The sequence below is a fragment of the Rhizobium sp. P2_G9 genome (assembly GCF_056403475.1).
This window is the reverse complement of the sequence record NZ_JBFUFK010000056.1, coordinates 26,755-47,932: the sequence shown is the minus strand read 5'-3', so window position 1 is coordinate 47,932 and position 21,178 is coordinate 26,755. Positions and strand designations below refer to the sequence as shown.

The following is a 21,178-nucleotide window of genomic DNA, read 5'->3' as shown; positions in this document are numbered from 1 at the left end:
GCTGGCGGCGACAAACCGATGCGGCCGATTTCGGCCAGCCCACAGCCGCATCAACGCGATGGCGTGTCTCAGTCATGCCGTCGGGCGTGCTGCCGGTGCCAGGCGTCGGCCGACACCGTTGGCTGTTGGAAGGCGAGGCGGCGCCTCCGGCTGAGGCGCCGCTCGCTCTGATAGGCCGTGACGGGAGAAAGCATGTGGTGCTGGCGGCGGACGCTGCGGCCCATCGAGCTGGCGTGCGCGTTGGAATGCCCGCCACGAAGGCGCGCGTCATTGTGCCCGGCCTGATCGTCCATGATCATGATGCGGTCGGCGATGCGGACGCTCTCGACCGGCTCGCGCTCTGGGTGCTTCAGCGGTACGCGCCGATCGTCGCCGCCGACTCCGGTGATGGGCTCGTGATCGATTCCACCGGCACCGACCATCTCCATGGCGGCGAAGAGGTCATGCTCGCAGGCTTGGTCGACCGCCTCGCGGCTTCAGGCGTGCGCGCCCGGGCCGCGATCGCCGACACCTGGGGTGCGGCTCACGCACTTGCGCGTTTTGACGCCCAGCCGGTTTTGGTGACCCCGATCGGCCATGGCGCATCGGTCCTCGCCGGGCTGCCGCTCGCGGCGCTGCGACTGCCGAGCGACACCGTCTCCGGCCTGCAGATCCTTGGCTTCGAGAGGATCGGAGATCTCCTCGCGCAACCGCGCGCGCCGTTGACGCTGCGCTTCGGCCCGCAGCTCGGTCGCCGCATCGATCAGGCGCTCGGTATGCTCAGCGAGCCCATCGAGCCCGTGCGGCCCGACGAATTGATAGAGGTGAGGCGGAATTTCGCCGAGCCGATCAGCGCGGCTGAAACTATCGCCCGCTACATCGGAAAGTTGGTCGTCCAGCTCTGCGCCGAGCTTGAGGCAAAAGGTCTTGGGGCCAAACGGCTCGACCTCATCTGCCATCGCGTCGACAACCTGAAACAGGCAATCCGCGTGGGCACGGCGCTCCCCGTGCGCGACGTCAAACGCTTGACCCGACTGCTTGCCGACAAGATCGAAACCATTGAGCCAGGCTTCGGCATCGAGATCCTCAGCCTTACCGCGACTCTGGCCGAACCTCTCGCCGAGAAGCAGACCCTGGCCGTTATGGTCGACGAAGGGGTTCCGGATGTCTCCGACCTGGTCGACACCCTTATCAACCGCGTGGGCGAGCGAAGCCTCTATCGTGCTGCGCCCGTTGCAACCGAGGTGCCGGAACGCTCGGTCTGCCGGATTGCGCCGATGGCTCCGGAAACGGGAGCTACCTGGCCAAGCCGCTGGCCGCGGCCCTCGCGGCTGCTGGCGCCTCCCGAGTCGATCGACACCGTCGCGCTTCTGCCAGACCATCCGCCCGTTTCCTTCACCTGGCGCGGTATCCGTCGGCGCGTCCGCCGGGCCGATGGCCCAGAGCGCATCCGTGKCGAATGGTGGCGGCGCGACGCCGAGCTGGCCGCGGTTCGCGACTATTTCAGGGTCGAGGACGATGCGGGCGAGCGCTACTGGATTTTCCGCTCAGGCGACGGCGAGGACCCCAACACCGGCTCGCAGCGCTGGTTCATGCATGGGGTGTTCGGATGACCGTGCAGCGGTATGCCGAGCTGCAGGCGACGTCGCATTTCTCTTTCTTGAGGGGCGCGTCCTCTTGCGACGAATTGTTCGCGCAGGCCGCTGCGCAAGGCGTCGAAGCGCTGGCCATCGTCGACCGCAACTCGCTCGCCGGCATCGTACGCGCCTTCGAGGCCGCCAAGGCGACCGGCGTGCGACTGATCGTCGGCTGTCGCCTCGATCTCGCCGACGGCATGTCGATCATGGTCTATCCAACCGACCGCTCGGCCTATGGACGGCTCTGCCGCCTGCTTTCCCTCGGCAAGAAGCGCGGCGGCAAGGCCAAGTGCATTCTCACCTGGGAGGATGTCGTCGCGTACGGCGACGGCCTCATCGCCATCCTCGTGCCGGACGAGGCCGACGAAACCTGCGGCCTCCATTTGCGACGCCTCCGGGACGCTTTCGGCGACCGGGCCTACATGGCGCTGACCCTTCGCCGTCGGCCGAACGATCAGCTCCGCGTTCACGAGCTATCGAACATGGCGACGCGAATGCGGGTGCCAGCCGTCGTCACCAACGACGTGCTCTACCACCAGCCGGCGCGGCGCATTCTCCAGGATGTGGTGACCTGCATCCGCCACGGCATCACCATCGACGAGCTCGGCGATCGCCGTGAATTTGGCGACCGCTACCTCAAGCCGCCGGAGGAAATGTACCGGCTCTTCCCCCGCAATCCCGAGGCGGTCGCGCGGTCGATCGAGATCGCCGCGCGTTGCCGCTTTGATTTGAAGGAACTGGCCTATCAGTATCCCGAGGAGCGCGACGACCCGACGCTCACCCCGCAAGAGACGCTGGAAAAACTGACCTGGGAGGGCGCTGAGACGCGCTATCCTGAAGGGTTGCCAGACAGCGTACGGGCTTCGCTCGACCACGAGCTTCGCCTCATTGCGAAGCTTGAGTATGCGCCCTACTTCCTGACCGTAAACAGCATCGTCCGCTTTGCGAGATCCAAGGACATCCTGTGCCAGGGCCGCGGCTCGGCAGCCAATTCGGCCGTGTGCTACGTCCTCGGCATCACCTCGATCGATCCGGGCCGCAACGACCTGCTTTTCGAAAGGTTCGTCAGCGAAGAGCGTCGCGAACCGCCGGACATCGACGTCGACTTTGAGCATGCCAGGCGCGAAATTGTCATGCAGTGGGTGTTCGAGACCTATGGCCGCGACCACGCCGCGCTGTGCTCGACCGTCATCCGCTACCGAACCAAGGGCGCGATGCGCGATGTCGGCAAGGCGCTCGGCCTCACCGAAGACCTTATCAAGACGCTATCGAGCCAGGTCTGGGGCTGGTCGGAAGGGGTCGAAGCCAAGCACGTCGAAGCTCTCAATCTCAATCTTGGCGACCGCCGCCTGCGCCTGGCGCTGGATCTCGCGCGGCAGCTCATGGGCGCCCCCCGTCATCTGTCACAGCATCCCGGCGGCTTCGTCCTGACCCATGACCGCCTGGACGAGTTGGTCCCGATCGAGCCCGCGGCGATGGCCGACAGGCAAGTGATCGAATGGGACAAGGACGACATCGACTCGCTCCGCTTCATGAAGGTCGATGTTCTGGCCCTGGGAATGCTCACCTGCATGAAGCTCGGCTTCGACATGCTTGCCGATTACAAAGGGATCAATCTCGATCTCGCTTCCATCCCGGCCGAGGACCCGCGCACCTACGCGATGATCAGAAAGGCCGACACTCTAGGGACCTTCCAGATCGAAAGCAGAGCGCAGATGTCGATGCTCCCGCGGCTGAAGCCCCGAACCTATTACGACCTCGTGGTCCAGGTCGCGATCGTCAGGCCCGGCCCCATCCAGGGCGACATGGTCCATCCCTATCTGCGCCGCCGCGAAGGCTTGGAGCCCGTCGTCTATCCCAAGCCCGAGCTGGAAAAGGTGCTCGGAAAAACCCTCGGTGTTCCACTTTTTCAGGAGCAGGCCATGAGGGTGGCGATCGAGTGCGCCGGTTTCACGCCAGGCGAAGCCGATTTGCTGCGCAAGTCGATGGCGACGTTCAAGTTCACGGGCGGTGTCTCATCGTTCAAGGCCAAGCTGATCGACGGCATGGTCGCTAACGGGTACGAGCGCGATTTCGCCGAGGCGACCTTCAAGCAACTCGAAGGCTTTGGAAGTTACGGATTTCCGGAATCGCACGCAGCCTCTTTTGCGCTGATCGCCTACGCCAGCGCCTGGCTGAAATGCTGGCATCCCGACATCTTCTGCGCAGCGCTCCTCAACGCCCAGCCGATGGGCTTCTATGCGACTGCCCAGATCGTGCGCAATGCGATCGAGCACGGCGTCAAGGTCCGTCCCGTTTGCGCCAATGCGTCAAGATGGGATTGCACGCTGGAGCCGACCGAGGACGATAGCCGCTTTGCCGTCCGTCTCGGACTGCGCATGGTCAAGAACCTTGCCAATGCCCATGGTGCGGCGATCGTTGCGGCGCGCGCCGACCAGCCGTTCGCGTCGATCGATGATCTCTGGCTCCGCGCCGGCGTTCCGTCTGCAGCGCTTGTGCAACTCGCGGAGGCTGACGGATTCCGGCCTTCCTTCGGGCTCGCCCGCCGCGAGGCGTTATGGGCGATCAAGGCCTTGCGGGATGAACCGTTGCCGCTTTTTGCAGCCGCCGCCGCTCGTGAGAATGAAATCGTGCCCGAGGTAAACGAGCCCGCCGTTGCGCTCCGGCCCATGACCGCCGGCAGCGAGGTGGTCGAGGATTACGGCCATGTCGGGCTGACCTTGCGTGATCATCCGCTTTCATTTCTCCGCGAGGACCTGCGGCGCCGCCGCATCGTGACGTGCGCCGACGCCATGGCAACGCGCGACGGCCGCTGGCTCGAGGCCGCCGGCATCGTCCTTGTCCGCCAGCGGCCTGGCAGCGCCAAAGGCGTCATGTTCATCACGCTGGAAGATGAGACCGGCATCGCCAATCTCGTTGTCTGGGCCAAGGTCTTCGAGGCCAATCGGCGTGCCGTCCTATCGGCCAGCATGATGGCGGTACGGGCCGTATCCAGCGTGAGGGCGACGTCGTTCATCTGGTCGCTCAACGCATCACGGACCTTTCGGCCGATCTCGCCAGCGTCGGCAGCCGCGATGCGGCCTTTCCTCTTCCCCACGGTCGCGGCGACCAGATCCGCAATGGAGGTTCCGCTCCAGATTCGCGCGAGCTGCCTCCAACGGGGCTGCGCACGCGCGACATCTATATTCCCGACCTGCACATCGACACGATCAAGGTGAAGAGCCGCAACTTCCACTGACCATCCTCGCCAAGGACGGACGAGACGCTGAGATTGGCAACCGCCTCAGGCAGTCGATGCCCTCTACGCCTTGTTCTTGAGCTGCCATTGGCTGCGTTCCGACGCCATGCGCCGATAGCCGGACCGCTCGAACAGCGCGGCGACAGCTTCCCCCGCCTCGAGCAGCAGCGTCGCCGGGGGATTTTCATTGGGGATGTAGAGGACATATCCGTCGTCAACATTGTTTCGTGTCACCGGCGTGATCGCATGGAAGGTCGCGATCGCATCGGCAAGCAGCGCTTCGTCTGTGCAATTAATTTCAACGAACAGGTCACGATCGTCATCATAGACGTACAGGCTTGCGTCGTAGATGAATGAACTGAGTGAGTCGCTGGACGGGTTGGAGAATTTTGCCGCAAACAGCGTGTCGCTGTAGCGGCCGGGATAGGCGCCGTGAGTGCTGAACCCAAACTTCTCCGCAGCGAGATCCACTGCCGGCTCGATCGACAACAGACTCATATAGCCGGTCTCCACCGGCATATCGCCCTGGCCCAGGCTCTCGGTCACCAGCGCCAGCGCGGTGCCGGACTGATCGAGCGCCGCTCCTCCGCTGAATCCACCGCGCGCCATGGCCGACGCGATGAAATGCAGGACCGGAGAATGACGCACACGCACCACGGCGTTGATCTGTCCAAGCGTGACGACCTGGCTGGGAATCGTCGTAAACGGGATCGGCGGATAGCCGATCACGAGAATATCGGACAGCACGAGGTCGTTCTCTCCCAGCGACGCGTCCGTATGTTGGCTGACGGCGATCGCCGGCAGCGGCGCGTCGCCAAGATCGACGCGGAAAACCGCGACGTCGAGGCCGTCAGGACCAAAATAGGGTCCGTCGACAATCTCCAGTCGGCGCGGCGGGGCCGTCTTGCCACCAGCTTCTTCGTTGAGACGCGCCGACTTTGTCGTCGCGATCTCCTTGATCGTAGCGCCTTCGATCACATGCCGGGCCGTGACGAAAATTCCCTGGCCGATGTGGAACGCAGAACCGATCCCCTCGTCCCCCTTTCCATCAACGACGGTGACGAACGCCACGGCTCCTGCCGCGCGCATGTAGGTCTCTTGGAACGCGCTCTTTTCAGTCATCAGTAGGTATCTCTCAATTCAACCTCGGCCGGATCCCACTGATCGACAGCCATAGCCGTACATTCGGCAATAAGCAGATCCAGAACTGCCTCGATCTTGCGAACGTCATATGAGCCATCGCTCAATGACCCAGGGGTCTGTTTCAAGAACTCCTTGATGTAGGACTCCTTGAATTCCAACGCCCCCTGATAAATGCCGAGACCCTTCTTGTAGTTGGTCCACAGCACCTTGGCTGGCGGGTAACCGCCGACGTCAAGATCGAGATAGCATTCGATCGCTGCGGCGCGGCGATTGATGTCCGAACTGTGCAAGCCCTCCGGTCCCTCGGCCGGAAAGGCGCGAAACGCGTCGAGTTCGGGCAGCATGATCCGGCGCATATTGGCAGGAAGGGTGAGAGCCGAAAGCTTCTGATGGGCGTCGAGCCCCTCGGCATCGTTATCGAAAACAAAGACAACCTGGTTCTGGACGTCGATTTTCGCGAGGCCTTCGGCAAACTTCACCAGATTGCCGGTGCCGGAAAACGGATGGCTCTCGCTGACGTCGATGAAGCGAAAGAAGTCCGCGATGCCCGGGCGCAAGAGCGCGAGGGCGTGCTTCAAGATATGCACGTCCGAACTGCCTTCTGTCGCGATCAGGAACGTCTCGGTCCGCCGGGCGTGCGGCACGAACTCGCGCTCCGGCGCATAGCCGCCTTCGACCAACGGCCCATACTGCCAGACAACCGGCGCATCGCCGTTCGCCTCCGCCAGTATTCGCAGGACCGAATACGGGTGCAGGATATCGACTAAACCGCCGAAAAAGGTCCGCTCCGAATAGGCCTGCCTATCGTACGGTCGATAAAAGGGAAACCGTTCAAGCTGCATCCCACCAAAGCGACCCTGAATCTTCGCTTCGCTTGCGTCGTCCGAGCCCGAGATAAATGTGTCGTCCAGACGTTCGAGCGGATGCGCTTTCACAAACTCGGCGAACTCCACAAAGCTCATCACATCTGGTGTGGGCTCGTCCTCCTCATCCCGAAGAGACTGCCTCTCCTCCAACCAGTTTTGGACGACGGCGTCGTATTCGCGCCGAACGCGCTCCAAATTAAAGCCCAGGAGTTCTAGCCGGGGAACGACATGACTCAGCGGCCGCGTGAACGCCATTTCGGAAGCTGTGGGATCCTCGCCTTCTGTCTCATACCAATCGTAGTCGAGTTGATCGCTCTTCACCGCCCTCCGATCTCGCTCCTGGAAAATAGATCCGTGATCAATTCCGCGGTGGTTCTTGCTGTACGTAACCGACACCCCGGCCACGTCGAGTGTAATCTCAGTTCCCAATCTCTATCCCCCCGGACCGACCCCTCGCGCTAGTCGATGCTACCACGTCGCTCCATTAGCCTACCTGCTCGACCTTGAGCGATCCTGACGGTAAGGGCTTGATAAGGTCGCGCGCTGAAACGGATGGATCGAGCCAGTCAGCCCAAGCCTCGCGCTCGAGAACGACAATCTGCCGATCATGATATGGCGCGATATCGGGCCCGGGCTCCATGGTCAGCATGGTAAAGGCTTCGCCTGCATCCTTGGTCTCGCGCCAGATGCCCGCGATGCACATCAGACGCTCATCGCTTTTCTTGAAAAGCCACTTGTCCTTGCGCTTCTTCCCCTTCTCGACGGGATCGGTGAATTCATAGAAGCCGTCGGTGACAATCAGGCAGCGGTTCGAGATGAACTCCCGGCCCTCCGATCGGAAATTATAGACCGGCCGTTTGTTCTGGCCCGGCCAACTCCATCGCCGCTGTACCAGGTCACCTTCTCCGCGTACGCCGTCGACCGTCCGAATGATCGGCCCGATATCAGTGATCTTGATGTCGTCGCGTGCCTCGATGTTCGGTGCGCCTTCGCCAAAGCGGATTTTGATCTTCAGGTCGGCGAAGTCCTCAACGATCGAGGCAATGTCCACCTTCAGCCGATAATCATTGCACATGGGTCCTCCGTCTCCGTCGCGCTTGCCGCGCGACCATGTTCTTGGTATGTTCGCAGATCATGAGCGCAACGGTATTCGACTCTGATGCATCGCTCGACGAACGCCGTATCGTCATAAGGCGCGACGGCGGCGATGTTGAGATAGTGGAGCTGCCCTGGGGACTTCAACCCCGTGAAGCTGAGGGCCCCTTCACTGTCGTCCGCGCAGAAGGCAGAACGTTTCCCAGTCATCGCTGCCTGATACCGGCTTCCGAATTCCGCCATCGTAGTCACGGCAAACACTATAGCTTCTCCCTCTCCAACGGTGACTGGTTCTACTTCGCGGGGATCTGGCAGCCTGCAACACGTCAATGGCCAGAGGCCTATGCGATCCTTTCGACGACGGCGAATGACGATGTCTCCCCGTACCATGATCGGCAAATGGCGCTCTTGCGGCGAGACCAGCGAATGGATTGGCTCGATCTCACCGTGCCCGAGAATGAACTCCTGCGACCGCTGCCTGCCGGAAGCTTCAATGTCGCACGCCTGCAAGAGCACAACGCCCAAGACGCACTCGCGTTCTGAAATCCGGATGTCCGCTTTTACGGTTCTACGGTTTTGCGGGGGAAAGCCTTCCCCTGCGCCCGAGCCCCGCGGTCTCGGTCGACCCCTTCTGCGGGGCCGGCTGCCCCGCAACGCCCCGCAGAGTGAGAGTGCGGACGGGTTTGCCGTGACGGGTTGAGGGCTGGGAGAGAGGCTTCCGGCGCCCGTCGCGGAGATCCGCGATGACCAAGCATCAGCGCCAGACAGCCCCAGATCGGGCGAGCCTCTACGACGACATCACGACCAAGATCATCGGCGAACTCGAAGCCGGCCGGCTTCCGTGGGTTCAGCCCTGGGGCACAGCGGCCGCCAAAGCGCCGCTCGCCCTGCCGCGAAACGCCTCGACCGGAAGGGCCTATTCCGGGATCAACGTCCTGATCCTTTGGGGCGCGGTCATCGAGCACGGCTATCCGAGCCAGACCTGGCTCACCTTCCGCCAGGCGCTATCGCTTGGCGCCAACGTCCGAAAGGGCGAACGCGGCACGACGGTTGTCTACGCCGACCGTTTCGTGCCGGACGACGAGAAGCGGCGCGCCCGCGAAACCGGCGAGGATGCCCAGGCGATCCCGTTCCTGAAGCGCTTCACCGTCTTCAATACAGCCCAATGCGACGGGCTTCCCGACGAACTCACGACACAGGCGGCGGCGCCGACGCCCGACCTCATCGAGCCTCGTGTGGAAGCGCTTATCAAAGCGACCGGGATCGACTTCCGGATTGGTGGCAATCGCGCATTCTATGCGCCCGGTCCCGACTTCGTGCAGGTCCCCCCGCCGCAGGCCTATTTCGAGCCCATTAACTGGCACCGCACGGCGCTTCACGAACTCGGCCATGCTACCGGCCACGCATCTCGCGTCGGGCGTGATCTCTCGGGCTCGTTCGGCACCAAGAAGTACGCCTTCGAGGAGTTGGTCGCCGAGATCAACGCAGCCTTCTGCTGCGCCTCGATCGGCATCGTGCCGACCGTCAGGCATGCCGATTATGTCGGCTCCTGGCTTGAGGTCCTGCGCGAGGACAACCGCGCCATCGTGCGCGCCGCCAGCCAGGCCAGCAAGGCGGCCGATTATCTGCTGAGCTTCCTCCCCCCGGAGGACCAGGCCTCAGCCGCGTTTTCCCGAGCAGCCTGACTTTCCACGGGCTTGAATCGCGACCGGACCTTGCCCATCTGTAGCCCATAGGTTACAACGGGGGGAGGTTCGGGAGCGCGGATGGCTATAGTCAAAATCAATCCGATCAAAATCGAGGGCCGCTGGCACTCGGGAATTGCGCTGGATCTTCATACCACCAGCAGCACTCCGACCGGGCCAAATGAATTCGGACATATGCAGTTCGATACTGTGCGGCCAGAGATCGCCCAGCTTCTCTATCTCCTGAAGAACCGCGCGGACAAAGATGCGGCAGGACCGATCATTGAGACGGTCGCCGATTTCCTTTCCGCCAACCGCGACAAATTCGACTGCATCGTTCCGGTCCCCCCGTCGCATCAGCGCGCTTTGCAGCCGGTCATTGTCCTCGCCGAGGGCATCGGTGCCGCGCTCGGCGTTCCCGTGCTGACCTGCATCACCACGACACGCTCCACGTCCCAGCTGAAGAATGTGACTGATCCCGAGGAGCGAAAGAAGCAGGTCGAGGGCCTCTATCAGGTCGACGCGACGCAGACCCAGGGGCGCAGTATCCTACTCTTCGACGATCTCTTTCGGTCGGGAACCACGATGAACGCCATCACGGATGAGCTGCTCGGCCCAGGCAAGGCCGCATCGGTCCGTGCCCTCACCATCACCAAAACACGGAGCAACCATTGAACACGATCTTCATAGGCGGCTCGCGACACGTATCCCGGCTTCCCCCCGAGGTTAAGAAGCGGCTCGACAACGTCGTCGCGAGCGGCCACCGCGTCATCGTCGGAGACGCCAACGGCGCCGACAAAGCGGTCCAGAAGCACTTCCTCGACAAGCACTATGACAAGGTCACAGTGTTCTGCTCGGGCAGCGCGCCACGCAACAATCTCGGCCCCTGGGTCATCCAACAGGTCGATGCGCCCAAGAGCGCCAAAGGCTTCCAGTTCTACGCGGCCAAGGATCGCGAGATGGCGCGCGAAGCCGATTTTGGCCTGATGATCTGGGATGGCAAGAGCCCGGGCACCGTCCTCAACGTCCTTCGCCTCGCACTCGCCGGAAAGATCGCCGTCCTCTTCAACGTTCCCGACAAGGATGTCGTGAATATCAAGTCCGTGGATGCGTGGAGAAACTTCATCGCACAGTGCAGCGACGAGCTGCGCAAGGATGTGAAGGAGCGCGCGACCCCCGATGAGTGGCGGCTGGTCGAAACCAGCAGTCAGCCCACCTTTCTGTCCTCGATGGAGGAGGCACCTACGGCTGAAGCGGAGGGAGCACCCCCGGCTGAAGCGCCAGAGGACATCGCGGCCGAGGCCGACCCAACCTCGCATCCCGATGGGCCCTCACTCGACGATGTCGTCAAGGCGCTCAATGATGCGCTCGCGCGCGCGGATACGAGCGCGATCAAGGAGACGCTCGGTCAATTCGCACGCGACCGCGGCATGAGCCAGGTCGCCCGCGAAACCGGCCTCGCTCGCGAGAGCCTCTACCGATCGCTCGATTCCAAGGGAAATCCCGAGTTCACCACGATCCTGAAGGTGCTGTCCTCGGTCGGACTGCGTCTTGAAGTGAAGCCCGACGAAGGGAAGACGGAAACCCAGCCGGCCGAACCCGACGCCGAGCCGAAGCGCACCCGAACAGGCGTCGCCGCGCGATAGAGGGAGAGGAGTGACGGGATTTTCGTGACGGGTTGGAGGTCGAGAGAGAGTCTCCCGGCCGCCCGTCGCGGAGTACATCCCGATGGCTACTGCCGTTCAGAAGATCACCCTGTCGTCCTCGCGCGACATTCCCTTCAACAAGCTCATTCTCTCCCAAACCAACGTCCGGACCAGAAAAGACGGCATCTCGATCGAGGACCTGGCGGCCTCGATCGCCCGTCGTGGGCTGATCCAGAGTATTCACGTGCGCCCCGTTCTCGACGCCGACGGCGCCGAGACCGGCATGTTCGACGTTCCCGCCGGGGGCCGACGCTACCGCGCTCTCGAACTCCTGGTGAAACAGAAGCGCCTCGCCAAGACCGCGCCGGTCCCATGCGTTGTTGGCGACGCCAAGAGTCCGATCCTGGCAGAAGAGGTCTCCCTCGCCGAAAATATCGACAGGCTGCCGCTGACACCGCTCGAACAGTTCCGCGCATTCGCCGCGATGCTGTCGAAGGGCATGTCGGAGGAAGAGATCGCTTCGGCCTTCCTGGTTCAGGTGCAGGTGGTCAAGCAGCGTCTCCGGCTCCTCACTGTCTCGCCGGCGCTGTTGGAGGTCTACGAGGCCGACGACATGACGCTTGAACAGCTTATGGCTTTCGCGGTCTCCAGCGATCACGCCCGACAGGAGCAGGTCTGGGACGCCATCAAGAACGCTTGGTCAAAGGAGCCATACCAGATCCGGYGCATGCTGACCGAGCAAACCGCGCGCGCTTCCGACAAGCGGGCCGTGTTCGTCGGCCTCGATGCTTACGAGGCCGCCGGCGGCGCGATCATGCGGGATTTGTTCGAGGACGATGACGGCGGCTGGCTGCAGGATGTCGCGCTTCTCGATCAGCTTGTCACCGAGAAGCTCAAGGTCGCAGCCGAGGAGATCGCGCGCGAGGGCTGGAAGTGGGTCGCGGTCGCCGTCAGCTTTCCCTATGGCGCCGCGAACGGCCTGCGTGAGCTGGTCGGCCTCCCCACCGATCTCACTGTCGACGAACAGGTGGCGATCGAGGCCCTGAAGGCGGAATACGACAAGCTCGAAGCCGAGTTTGAAGGGGCCGTCGAGTTGCCCGACGATGTCGACCAGCGCCTTGGCGAGATCGAGACGTCCCTTGCGACCTTCGACAACCGCCCCACCCTCTACGACGCAACCGAGGTCGTGCGCGCCGGCGTCTTCGTCAGCATAGACACCAACGGTACGCTCGATATCGACCGAGGTTATGTCCGCCCCGACGACGAAGCGCCCGCGGAGCCCGTAGGAGAGCCCGTCGAACCCGGCACGGAGACCGGAGCCACCGAGACCACAGTCCAACGCGCGGTCATCACCATCGGCGGTGCGCCCGTTGAGCAGGAGGACGACGATGACGATGTCATCAAGCCGCTCCCCGAGCGTCTGGTGACCGAACTCACCGCTTATCGAACCCTCGCGCTCCGTGACGCAGTCGCCGGCAATCCGCACGTGGCCATGACGGCGCTACTCCACAAGCTCGTGACCGACACCTTCCTTCGAACGTCCGCGAGCGGCGGCTGCCTGGAAGTGTCGGTCCGCCACGTTTTCTTTCCCGCCCAGCCGGACGACCTCAAGGACAGCCGGTCCGCGAAGTCGGTTGCCGAGCGCCATGAGGCTTGGAAGCTCGACGTGCCGATCGACGACGACTCGCTGTGGGACTGGATCGCGGACCTCGACGACGCCAGCAGGATGGCGCTGCTTGCGCACTGCGTCAGCTATGGCGTCAACGCGCTGGTCGAGAAGGTCGATCGGTACGGCGGCGCCGGCCTGTCGCAGCATAGCCTCGATCGCCGCGTCGGCCAGGCCGACAGGCTTGCGCGGGCGGTGAGCCTCGACATGGCCGAGGCCGGCTGGCGGCCAACCTCCGGCAACTACCTCGGCCGCGTCACCAAGATCCGCATTCTCGAAGCGGTTCGCGAAGGCGCCGGCGAGCAGGCCGCCCAGCTCATCGACCACCTGAAGAAAGGCGACATGGCCAAGGAGGCCGAGCGCCTTTTGGCCGACACCGGCTGGCTGCCTGAGCCCATGCGCTTGGTCGCCGACGAGCCGAGCGCTGTTCACCTCTCTACGAGCGAGGTCGACGCGGCAATCGAGCTGCCGCAATTCCTCTCCTCCGACGAGGAGGACGCGGAGGCGGCCGATGCAGAAGAGGACCCGGTCGCCTTGGTCGCCGCGGAGTGACGTTCGCGGGGCGGTTTCGGCCGCCCGTCCACTCTTCTCGCGATCGGGCCCTTGACAAATCCGGCTTACCGTACCACCTTCTTTCGTACCACCATACGACATACCACCCTATGATGTCCTAGATTGCGAGGATCGCCCATGACCGACAAGAAGCCGCTCTCCCGCGTCCAGAAGCAACGCGAAATCCGCGTCGCTGCTGGATGGCAGGAGGTGAAGGTGTGGGTCCCGACCGAAAAAGACGCCGATGATATCCGCAACCTGGCCGATGAGCGTCGAAAGAAAGCCGAAGCGCTCGAAGGCCTCCACGACGAGGTAAAAACAGTGACACCAGAAACCCAGACCCGCATCGCCCAGGCGATCGCGGAGCACGGCTCGGCCGCCTACACGCATTCTTCCGGAGCGGTCCTCGACCTGATGACGAAGCTCGCCGACGAAGACGATCTCCAGAGCTTCTCGCGTGCCTTCATCATCTTGGCGCGCGCAAAGCCGACCAATGCCGCATCGGTCGCGAGCTTCATCCCGGCGAAGATCAGCAACTTTCTCATCAAATATCGGGGCGTCGATCCGCGTATGATGATGGACTGGACTCACGCTCATCCCGAATGGACGGACCGCCTCAAGGACGCGGTTCGCGATCCCGAGCAGTTCGAGCTGGTCGTCGAGGCCATAGCGCAAGAAATGAAGCGGCCTCACTGACCGCGGCAGATCCCAAAGGAGGCCCGGCGAAAGCCGGGCTTTATGGAATGGCTCGCCCCTTACCCTCGGCGCAAGATTGCGTCGGCCGCACATGGCACGGAGGTGAGCCGATGAATGAGATCAGGGTTCTGGGAATCGATCTTGGCAAAGACGTTTGCAGCGTGGTCGGTTTCGACAGCGCGGGGCAGGTGCTGCTGCGTCGGCGGATGCGACGCGACAGTATCCTGAAGCTGGCGTCAGGAATGCCGAGCTGCGTCATGGCGATGGAAGCATGCTGCGGCGCCCATCATCTTGGCCGCCTGCTTCGCGAGCAGGGTCACGATGTGCGGCTGATGTCGCCAGAGTATGTTCGCCCGTACGTGAAGGCTCAGAAGAATGACGACCGTGACGCCGAGGCGATCGCGGAAGCGGCAACCCGCCCGACGATGCGCTTCGTCGATCTCAAGAGCGACGAGCAACTCGACATGCAGAGCCTGCATCGGGCGCGGGATCGGCTGGTTGGCGAGCGCACGACGCTAATCAATCAGTTGCGAGCGATCCTTCTGGAGCGCGGGATCGTGATGGCGAAGGGACGGCGCAAGCTCGAACTTCGACTGGATCAACTCCTTGCTGGCGAGGTGGCGATCAGCCGTCGGATCAGACAGCTCGTCGAGGACATGCGGGCCCAGTGGCGCGCCCTTGACGAGCGGATCGGCGCCTTCGATGCCGAGTTCGTTGCGATCGCACGCGAGGATGCCGCAACGAAGCTCCTGGCGACGATCCCGGGGGTCGGCCCGTTGAATGCGACCGCCTTCGTCGCCTCGGTGGGAAGGGCGGAGACGTTTGGCCGGGGCCGGGATCTTGCCGCCTGGCTCGGCCTGGTACCTCGCCAGATGACGACCGGCGGCAGACCTAAGCTTCTCGGGATCAGCAAGCGCGGCAACGGCTACCTTCGCAGGATGCTGATCCACGGCGCGCGAGCGGCATTGCCGTCCCTGGCGAAGGGGCGGACGTTGCTCGGCGAATGGCTGCGGGGATTGCTCGCGCGAACGCATATCAACACCGCCGTGGTCGCGCTCGCGGCGAAGATGGCCAGGATCATCTGGGCCGTGTTGAGAAGCGGGCGCCCCTTCCAGGTGGAGGCGATGCCATCGGCTGGATGATCAGAGTTCGGCCTTAGGGGAGCGTCCTTCAGGCCAGCGTTGTCTGTGAGTGGATTGGAAAGATGGCCTGACAGTCGAACGGCGTGCCGTGATCCTGATCAAAAAAATGGCGTTAGACGCCGACGGCTTTATGAGGATCGGTACGCGCGAAAGCTCCATCTTGGCCGAGGCACGACCTCGAGACCGGATACGTTGGCGCAGACTGAAGAGCCGGAAAGAAATCCCTTGCAGGCGGGGCGAGCCATACGTTTTTTATGCCCGCGGCGGGCGGTGCCCAACTCGGGGAGTTCGAGAGCAAGAGGACGGCCAGGACGGGTTTGAGCCCGTCCGGTCGAGAGAGAGCGCCGGGCGGGCTCGACCGTGTCCTGCTCTCCGAGGTTTCCTCCATGCTCCACTCCCTGATCCCCGCCGTCGAGCCCGCGGCCCCGCTTCGGCTCGCGCCCGAAGCAGTATCGGCCGCTGTCCTGCTCGCCGCCGAGCACCTCGTCCCCCATCTCGAGCAAGGCCGTCCGGTTGACGCAGCCACCCTGCGCGCCGCCATGGCGGTGGCTTTCGGCGCGTCCGACGCTGCCGGCACCTGGGACTGGAAAACGGCCTATGACGCCTGCGAAGTCGCGATGGTCCTGTTCCTGCGGAAATACGGAAAGGCGCTTTTCCGCAAAGCCGCTTTGCCGGCTTCACGTCTTTCCGCGCTGACCAAAGTCGCCAACCTTCTGCCGACGCACACGCGTCGCTCCGAGGAAGCGCAGGCTTTCCAGCAATTCTCGACGCCGGTCCCGCTCAGTCTTGCCGCCCTGACCGCGGCATCGCTGACTTCGACCGACCGCGTGCTGGAGCCTTCGGCCGGCACCGGTCTGCTTGCGATCCTCGCCGAGATCGCCGGTTCCGCGCTCATGCTCAACGAGATTGCCGACACGCGCGCCGATCTCCTCACGTCACTCTTTCCGGCCAGCCCTGTTACGCGCTTCGACGCCGCCCAGATCAACGATCACCTCGATCGGACGGCCGTTCCCAGCGTCATCATCATGAACCCGCCGTTCTCGGTGATGGCCAACGTCACCGGACGGATGGCCGACGCTGCCTATCGCCACGTCGCCTCGGCCCTGGCACGCCTTGCCGATGGCGGCCGCCTGGTCGCGATCACTGGCGCAAACTTCTCACCCGACGCCCGTGCGTGGCGCGACGCCTTTATCCGCCTGCAGGAGCGCGGACGGGTCGTTTTCACGGCCGCCGTCGCGGGCTCGGTCTATGCCAAGCATGGCACAACCATCGAGACGCGCCTGACCGTCATCGACAAGGCGCCGGCCGAGGACGCCATCCGCTTTCCGGACTCTCCCGGCCTCGCACCCGATGTCGCGACGTTGCTCGCATGGATCGACAAGCAGATTCCGGCCCGGTTGCCGGTATCGGTCCCTAAGACGATCGCCGATGCGCCTGGCGCGCCGCGCACCGTGCGTGGCTTTCTCGCCCGGGCCGCGTCCGCAGCCCCTGCGCGCCGCATGGCCCAGCCCGAAGGCGTGCCCCTCGACTATGAGACGATCGACTGGACGCCGCCGGAAGGCGGTCGCCTGTCGGATTCGATCTATGAGACCTATGCGCTCCAGTCGATCCGCATCCCCGACGCTCAGCCGCATCCCACGAAGCTGGTGCAATCGGCCGCGATGGCGTCGGTCGCGCCGCCGAAGCCGAGCTACCGGCCGCTGCTCCCCACCCACATCGTCAGCGACGGCGTGCTGTCCGACGCCCAGCTTGAGACGGTGATCTATGCCGGCGAGGCCCATGGCGACTATCTCGCCGGCGCCTGGACCGTGGACGAGACCTGCGACCTCGTCTTGGCCGCGCCGGACGAGGCGAAAAATGCCGTCCGCTTCCGCAAGGGCTTCATGCTCGGCGATGGCACCGGCGCCGGCAAAGGCCGCCAGTCGGCCGGGATCATCCTCGACAACTGGCTCCAGGGCCGGCGCAAGGCGGTCTGGATCTCCAAGTCGGACAAGCTGCTGGAGGACGCCCAGCGCGACTGGTCCGCTCTCGGCATGGAGCGGCTGCTGGTCACGCCCCTGTCGCGCTTCCCCCAAGGCACCGCGATCCGTCTCGCGGAAGGCATCCTTTTCACCACCTATGCCACGCTACGGTCCGACGACCGCGGTGAGAAGCTTTCGCGGGTCAAGCAGATCGTCGAATGGTTGGGCTCCGATTTCGACGGAGTGATCATTTTCGACGAAAGCCACGCCATGCAGAACGCCGGTGGCGGCAAGGGAGAACGGGGCGATGTGGCCCCATCGCAGCAGGGCCGTGCGGGCTTGCGCCTCCAGCACGCGCTGCCGAACGCGCGCGTCGTGTACGTGTCGGCAACCGGTGCGACCACCGTCCACAATCTCGCCTATGCCCAGCGGCTCGGCCTCTGGGGCGGCGCGGATTTCCCCTTCGCCAACCGGGCCGAATTCGTCGAGGCGGTCGAGAATGGCGGCGTCGCGGCCATGGAGGTGCTGGCGCGCGATCTGCGCTCGCTTGGCCTTTATACCGCTCGGTCGCTCTCCTATGACGGCGTCGAATATGAGCTGCTCGAACACCAGCTCACGCCCGAGCAGACACGCATCTACGATGCCTATGCTGGCGCCTTCGCCATCATCCACAATCATCTCGACGCGGCGATGCAAGCCGCCAACATCACCGGCGACAGCGGCACGCTGAACCGGCAGGCGAAGTCGGCAGCACGCTCGGCCTTCGAGTCCGCGAAGCAGCGCTTCTTCGGCCATCTGCTGACCAGCATGAAAACCCCGACGCTGATCCGCTCGATCGAGCAGGACCTGGCCGATGGCCATTCGGCTGTGATCCAGATCGTCTCGACSGGCGAAGCGCTGATGGAACGGCGTCTCGCCGAGATCCCGACTGAGGAATGGAACGACGTCCGCGTGGACATCACACCCAGGGAGTATGTCCTGGACTACCTCGCGCATTCTTTCCCGGTGCAGCTTTACGAGCCGTTCACCGACAGCGAGGGCAATCTGTCGTCGCGTCCGGTCTACCGGGACGGCCGGCCCGTCGAGAGCCGCGAAGCCGCCGCACGGCGAGACGAGCTGATCGAACGGCTGGCGTCGCTGACGCCCGTGCCCGGCGCGCTCGACCAGATCGTCCAGCGTTTCGGCACCGACACAGTGGCCGAGGTGACGGGCCGCTCGCGCCGCGTGGTACGCAAGGGCGAACGCCTTGCCGTCGAGAACCGAGCTGCTTCCGCCAATCTCGCGGAAACAGCCGCATTCATGGACGACCAGAGGCGCGTACTCGTCTTCTCTGACGCTGGCGGCACCGGGCGCAGCTATCACGCCGATCTCGCGGCGCGGAACCAGCGCCTGCGCGTCCATTATCTGCTCGAACCGGGTTGGAAGGCCGACGCCGCCATCCAGGGCCTTGGCCGCACCAACCGAACGAACCAGGCGCAGCCTCCACTCTTCCGGCCGATCGCCACCGACGTGAAGGCCGAGAAGCGCTTCCTCTCGACCATCGCGCGCCGGCTCGACACGCTCGGCGCGATCACACGTGGCCAGCGCCAGACCGGTGGACAGGGCCTGTTCCGACCCGAGGACAATCTGGAATCGCACTATGCGCGCGATGCGCTCCGCCAGCTCTATCTCCTTCTGGTGCGCGGCAAGATCGACGGCTGCTCGCTCAACCGCTTCGAGTCCGCCACCGGCCTGAAGCTGATGGACGACAACGGTATCAAGGACGAGCTGCCGCCGATCACCACCTTCCTGAACCGGCTCCTGGCGTTGACCATCGATCTGCAGGGCGTGCTCTTCACGGCGTTCGAGCAGCTCCTCACCACTAAGATCGAGGGCGCGATCCGCAGCGGCGTTTATGATCTCGGATTGGAGACGCTGCAGGCCGAGAGCTTTATCGTCACGGACAGCCAGGTGATCCACACGCATCCGGGCACCGGCGCCGAGACGCGGCTGCTAACCATCGCGCGGCGCGAGCGCAATCGCCCTACCACGCTCGACATGGCGATCGACCATCTCGCCGATCCCCGCGCGCAGCTCCTCGTCAACGGCCGATCCGGCCGGGCCGCTGTGCAGATCCCAGCGCCATCGATGATGCTCGACGATGGTGAGATCGAACGGCGCGTCTGCCTGATCCGGCCGATGGAGCAGCACTACGCGCCGCTGCGCATGTTGGACGAGAGCCATTGGGAGGAAGTCGACCGTCCCACCTTCGCAGCCGCCTGGGGAGCCGAGCTGGCCGAGGCGCCGGAGTTCTCCGACAGCATCATCCACATCGTCGCCGGTCTGCTACTGCCGATCTGGAAGCGGTTGCCCAACGAGTCAACGCGAGTCTATCGGCTCCAGACCGACGCCGGCGAGCGCATCATCGGTCGCCGCGTCTCGCCCGCCTGGGCCGCAAACGCCGGCGCCATGGGCGCCAGCACCCTGAGGCCAGAAGCCGCCTTCACGGCGCTGATCGACGGCACGACCACCCTCGATGTCAGTGAGGGCATGCAGTTGCGCCGCGCCCGTGTGATGGGGATCAACCGCATCGAACTATCGGGCTTCACCGACGCGATGCGTGATCGGCTGCGCGCCTATGGCCTCTTCAGCGAGATCATCTCATGGAAGCTGCGCTTCTTCGTGCCCGTTGATGCATCAGGGCCCGCCATCCTCGCCAAGCTACTGGACACCTTCCCCGTTGCGCGCATCTCCGGGCGGAAGGCTGCGTGATGGCCAGGCAGGACGCTTCCGACCTTGCGCACAGTCTCGGCCGACAGGCCGAGGCGGTGTGCCGGCACTATCTCTCCAGCGGACGTCGCGAGGGCCGATACTGGTTGGTCGGCGACGTGCGCAACACGCCGGGCCGCTCGATGTATGTCCGGCTGAAGGATTCATCGAAGGGCGTCGCAGGCAAATGGACCGACGCCGCCACCGGCGAGCATGGCGATCTCCTTGACGTCATCCGGGAAAGCTGCGGCCTGACCGACTTCAAGGACGTGGCCGACGAGGCACGGACCTTTCTCAGCATGCCGCCGCCGGAACTGGAGCCACGATCGCACGAGCCTCGGAGCCCCGCGCCGAGCGGCTCGCCGGAAGCGGCGCGGCGTCTCATCGGGATGTCGCAGCCGATAGCGGGCACAATCGTGCAAGCGTATTTACGGGAACGCGGCATTACGGATTTACGCGGAACCGGAAACCTTCGCTTCCATCCACGCTGCTATTATCGGCCCGACGAGCACGCGCCGACCGAGACCTGGCCGGCGATGATCGCCGCTGTCACCGATCTCCACGACAAGATCACGGGCGCGCACCGAACCTGGCTCGATCCCCGATCGCGTAACAAGGCGCCGATCGACACGCCGAGGCGAGCAATGGGCGACCTGCTCGGCAACGCGGTGCGCTTCGGCATCGGCGGCGAGGTCATGGCGGCCGGCGAAGGCATCGAGACCGTCCTGTCGCTCCGACAGGTGCTTCCCGACATGCCGATGCTGGCGGCGCTCTCGGCAGCACATCTCGCCGCCATCCTGTTCCCCGATACGCTGCGACGGCTCTACATCGTGCGCGACAATGATCCGGCCGGTGACGGTGCGCGTGACAGCTTGATCGAACGGGCCAACGCCGTCGGGATCGAGGCGATTGTCATCTCGCCGGCGCTCGGCGACTTCAACGAGGATCTCCGCACCCTCGGCATCGAGCATCTCCGGCAGCAGTCGCGGATGCAGATTGCACCCCAGGATGTCGCAAGGTTCATGGCGCTGGCGGGATAGCCCGGCACGGGAGACCGACAATGGCGGTGCGTCGTCGTGCTCGCAGATGCACCAACCGTCGGAGGGGGACCGCGCCTCGGCCTT

Annotated in this window: 13 protein-coding genes and 1 pseudogene; 11 read left to right on the top strand and 3 right to left on the bottom strand. The window is 64.1% G+C overall.

What is annotated here, in order from left to right:
- The first annotated feature begins 74 nt into the window (after positions 1-74).
- Positions 75-1,592, top strand: coding sequence for a Y-family DNA polymerase (locus AC1DYF_RS34190; RefSeq protein WP_477882555.1), 1,518 nt, complete (start codon positions 75-77; stop codon positions 1,590-1,592).
- Positions 1,589-4,854 (top strand): annotated as a pseudogene (locus tag AC1DYF_RS34185) (error-prone DNA polymerase). The gene AC1DYF_RS34190 and the pseudogene AC1DYF_RS34185 overlap by 4 nt, the downstream one beginning before the upstream one ends.
- Positions 4,855-4,917: 63 nt before the next feature.
- Here the strand turns inward: AC1DYF_RS34185 and AC1DYF_RS34180 are convergent.
- From AC1DYF_RS34180 to AC1DYF_RS34170, 3 genes are read right to left on the bottom strand one after another with little or no spacing between them, the layout of a single operon-like run.
- On the bottom strand, positions 4,918-5,976 hold the full coding sequence (locus tag AC1DYF_RS34180; RefSeq protein WP_477882540.1) for a S1 family peptidase: 1,059 nt from the start codon (positions 5,974-5,976) through the stop codon (positions 4,918-4,920).
- Positions 5,976-7,292 carry a HEPN/Toprim-associated domain-containing protein gene (locus tag AC1DYF_RS34175; RefSeq protein WP_477882538.1) on the bottom strand — a complete coding sequence of 439 codons (1,317 nt, stop codon included), beginning with the start codon at positions 7,290-7,292 and terminating at the stop codon, positions 5,976-5,978. Before AC1DYF_RS34175 ends, AC1DYF_RS34180 begins: the two co-directional genes overlap by 1 nt.
- A 55-nt stretch (positions 7,293-7,347) precedes the next feature.
- Positions 7,348-7,938, bottom strand: a complete 591-nt coding sequence (locus AC1DYF_RS34170; RefSeq protein WP_477882536.1) for an SOS response-associated peptidase — start codon at positions 7,936-7,938, stop codon at positions 7,348-7,350.
- A 56-nt stretch (positions 7,939-7,994) separates the two neighbouring features.
- Between AC1DYF_RS34170 and AC1DYF_RS34165 the strand changes: the two genes are divergently transcribed.
- The 9 genes from AC1DYF_RS34165 to AC1DYF_RS34125 all read left to right on the top strand — a co-directional run bounded on the left by AC1DYF_RS34165 (position 7,995) and on the right by AC1DYF_RS34125 (position 21,094).
- On the top strand, positions 7,995-8,501 hold the full coding sequence (locus AC1DYF_RS34165) for an SOS response-associated peptidase family protein (RefSeq protein WP_477882553.1): 507 nt from the start codon (positions 7,995-7,997) through the stop codon (positions 8,499-8,501).
- Between the two features lie 200 nt (positions 8,502-8,701).
- Positions 8,702-9,643 (top strand): ArdC family protein, encoded by a 942-nt coding sequence (locus tag AC1DYF_RS34160; protein ID WP_477882534.1) that lies wholly within the window; start codon positions 8,702-8,704, stop codon positions 9,641-9,643.
- Between the two features lie 81 nt (positions 9,644-9,724).
- Complete coding sequence (locus AC1DYF_RS34155; RefSeq protein WP_477882533.1) at positions 9,725-10,318, top strand: ComF family protein; 594 nt, start codon at positions 9,725-9,727, stop codon at positions 10,316-10,318.
- On the top strand, positions 10,315-11,289 hold the full coding sequence (locus AC1DYF_RS34150) for an addiction module antidote protein (protein WP_477882531.1): 975 nt from the start codon (positions 10,315-10,317) through the stop codon (positions 11,287-11,289). Before AC1DYF_RS34155 ends, AC1DYF_RS34150 begins: the two co-directional genes overlap by 4 nt.
- An 82-nt stretch (positions 11,290-11,371) precedes the next feature.
- Positions 11,372-13,507, top strand: a complete 2,136-nt coding sequence (locus AC1DYF_RS34145; protein ID WP_477882530.1) for a ParB/RepB/Spo0J family partition protein — start codon at positions 11,372-11,374, stop codon at positions 13,505-13,507.
- A gap of 138 nt (positions 13,508-13,645) precedes the next feature.
- A complete protein-coding gene (locus AC1DYF_RS34140) occupies positions 13,646-14,203 on the top strand; it encodes a hypothetical protein (RefSeq protein WP_477882529.1) in 558 nt (185 codons plus the stop codon).
- 110 nt (positions 14,204-14,313) lie between these two features.
- Positions 14,314-15,345, top strand: a complete 1,032-nt coding sequence (locus AC1DYF_RS34135) for an IS110 family RNA-guided transposase (RefSeq protein ID WP_024343475.1) — start codon at positions 14,314-14,316, stop codon at positions 15,343-15,345.
- Positions 15,346-15,731: 386 nt separating this feature from the next.
- Positions 15,732-20,057 (top strand): strawberry notch-like NTP hydrolase domain-containing protein, encoded by a 4,326-nt coding sequence (locus AC1DYF_RS34130; protein WP_477882527.1) that lies wholly within the window; start codon positions 15,732-15,734, stop codon positions 20,055-20,057.
- On the top strand, positions 20,057-21,094 hold the full coding sequence (locus tag AC1DYF_RS34125; protein WP_477882525.1) for a DUF7146 domain-containing protein: 1,038 nt from the start codon (positions 20,057-20,059) through the stop codon (positions 21,092-21,094). Before AC1DYF_RS34130 ends, AC1DYF_RS34125 begins: the two co-directional genes overlap by 1 nt.
- Positions 21,095-21,178: the final 84 nt, after the last annotated feature.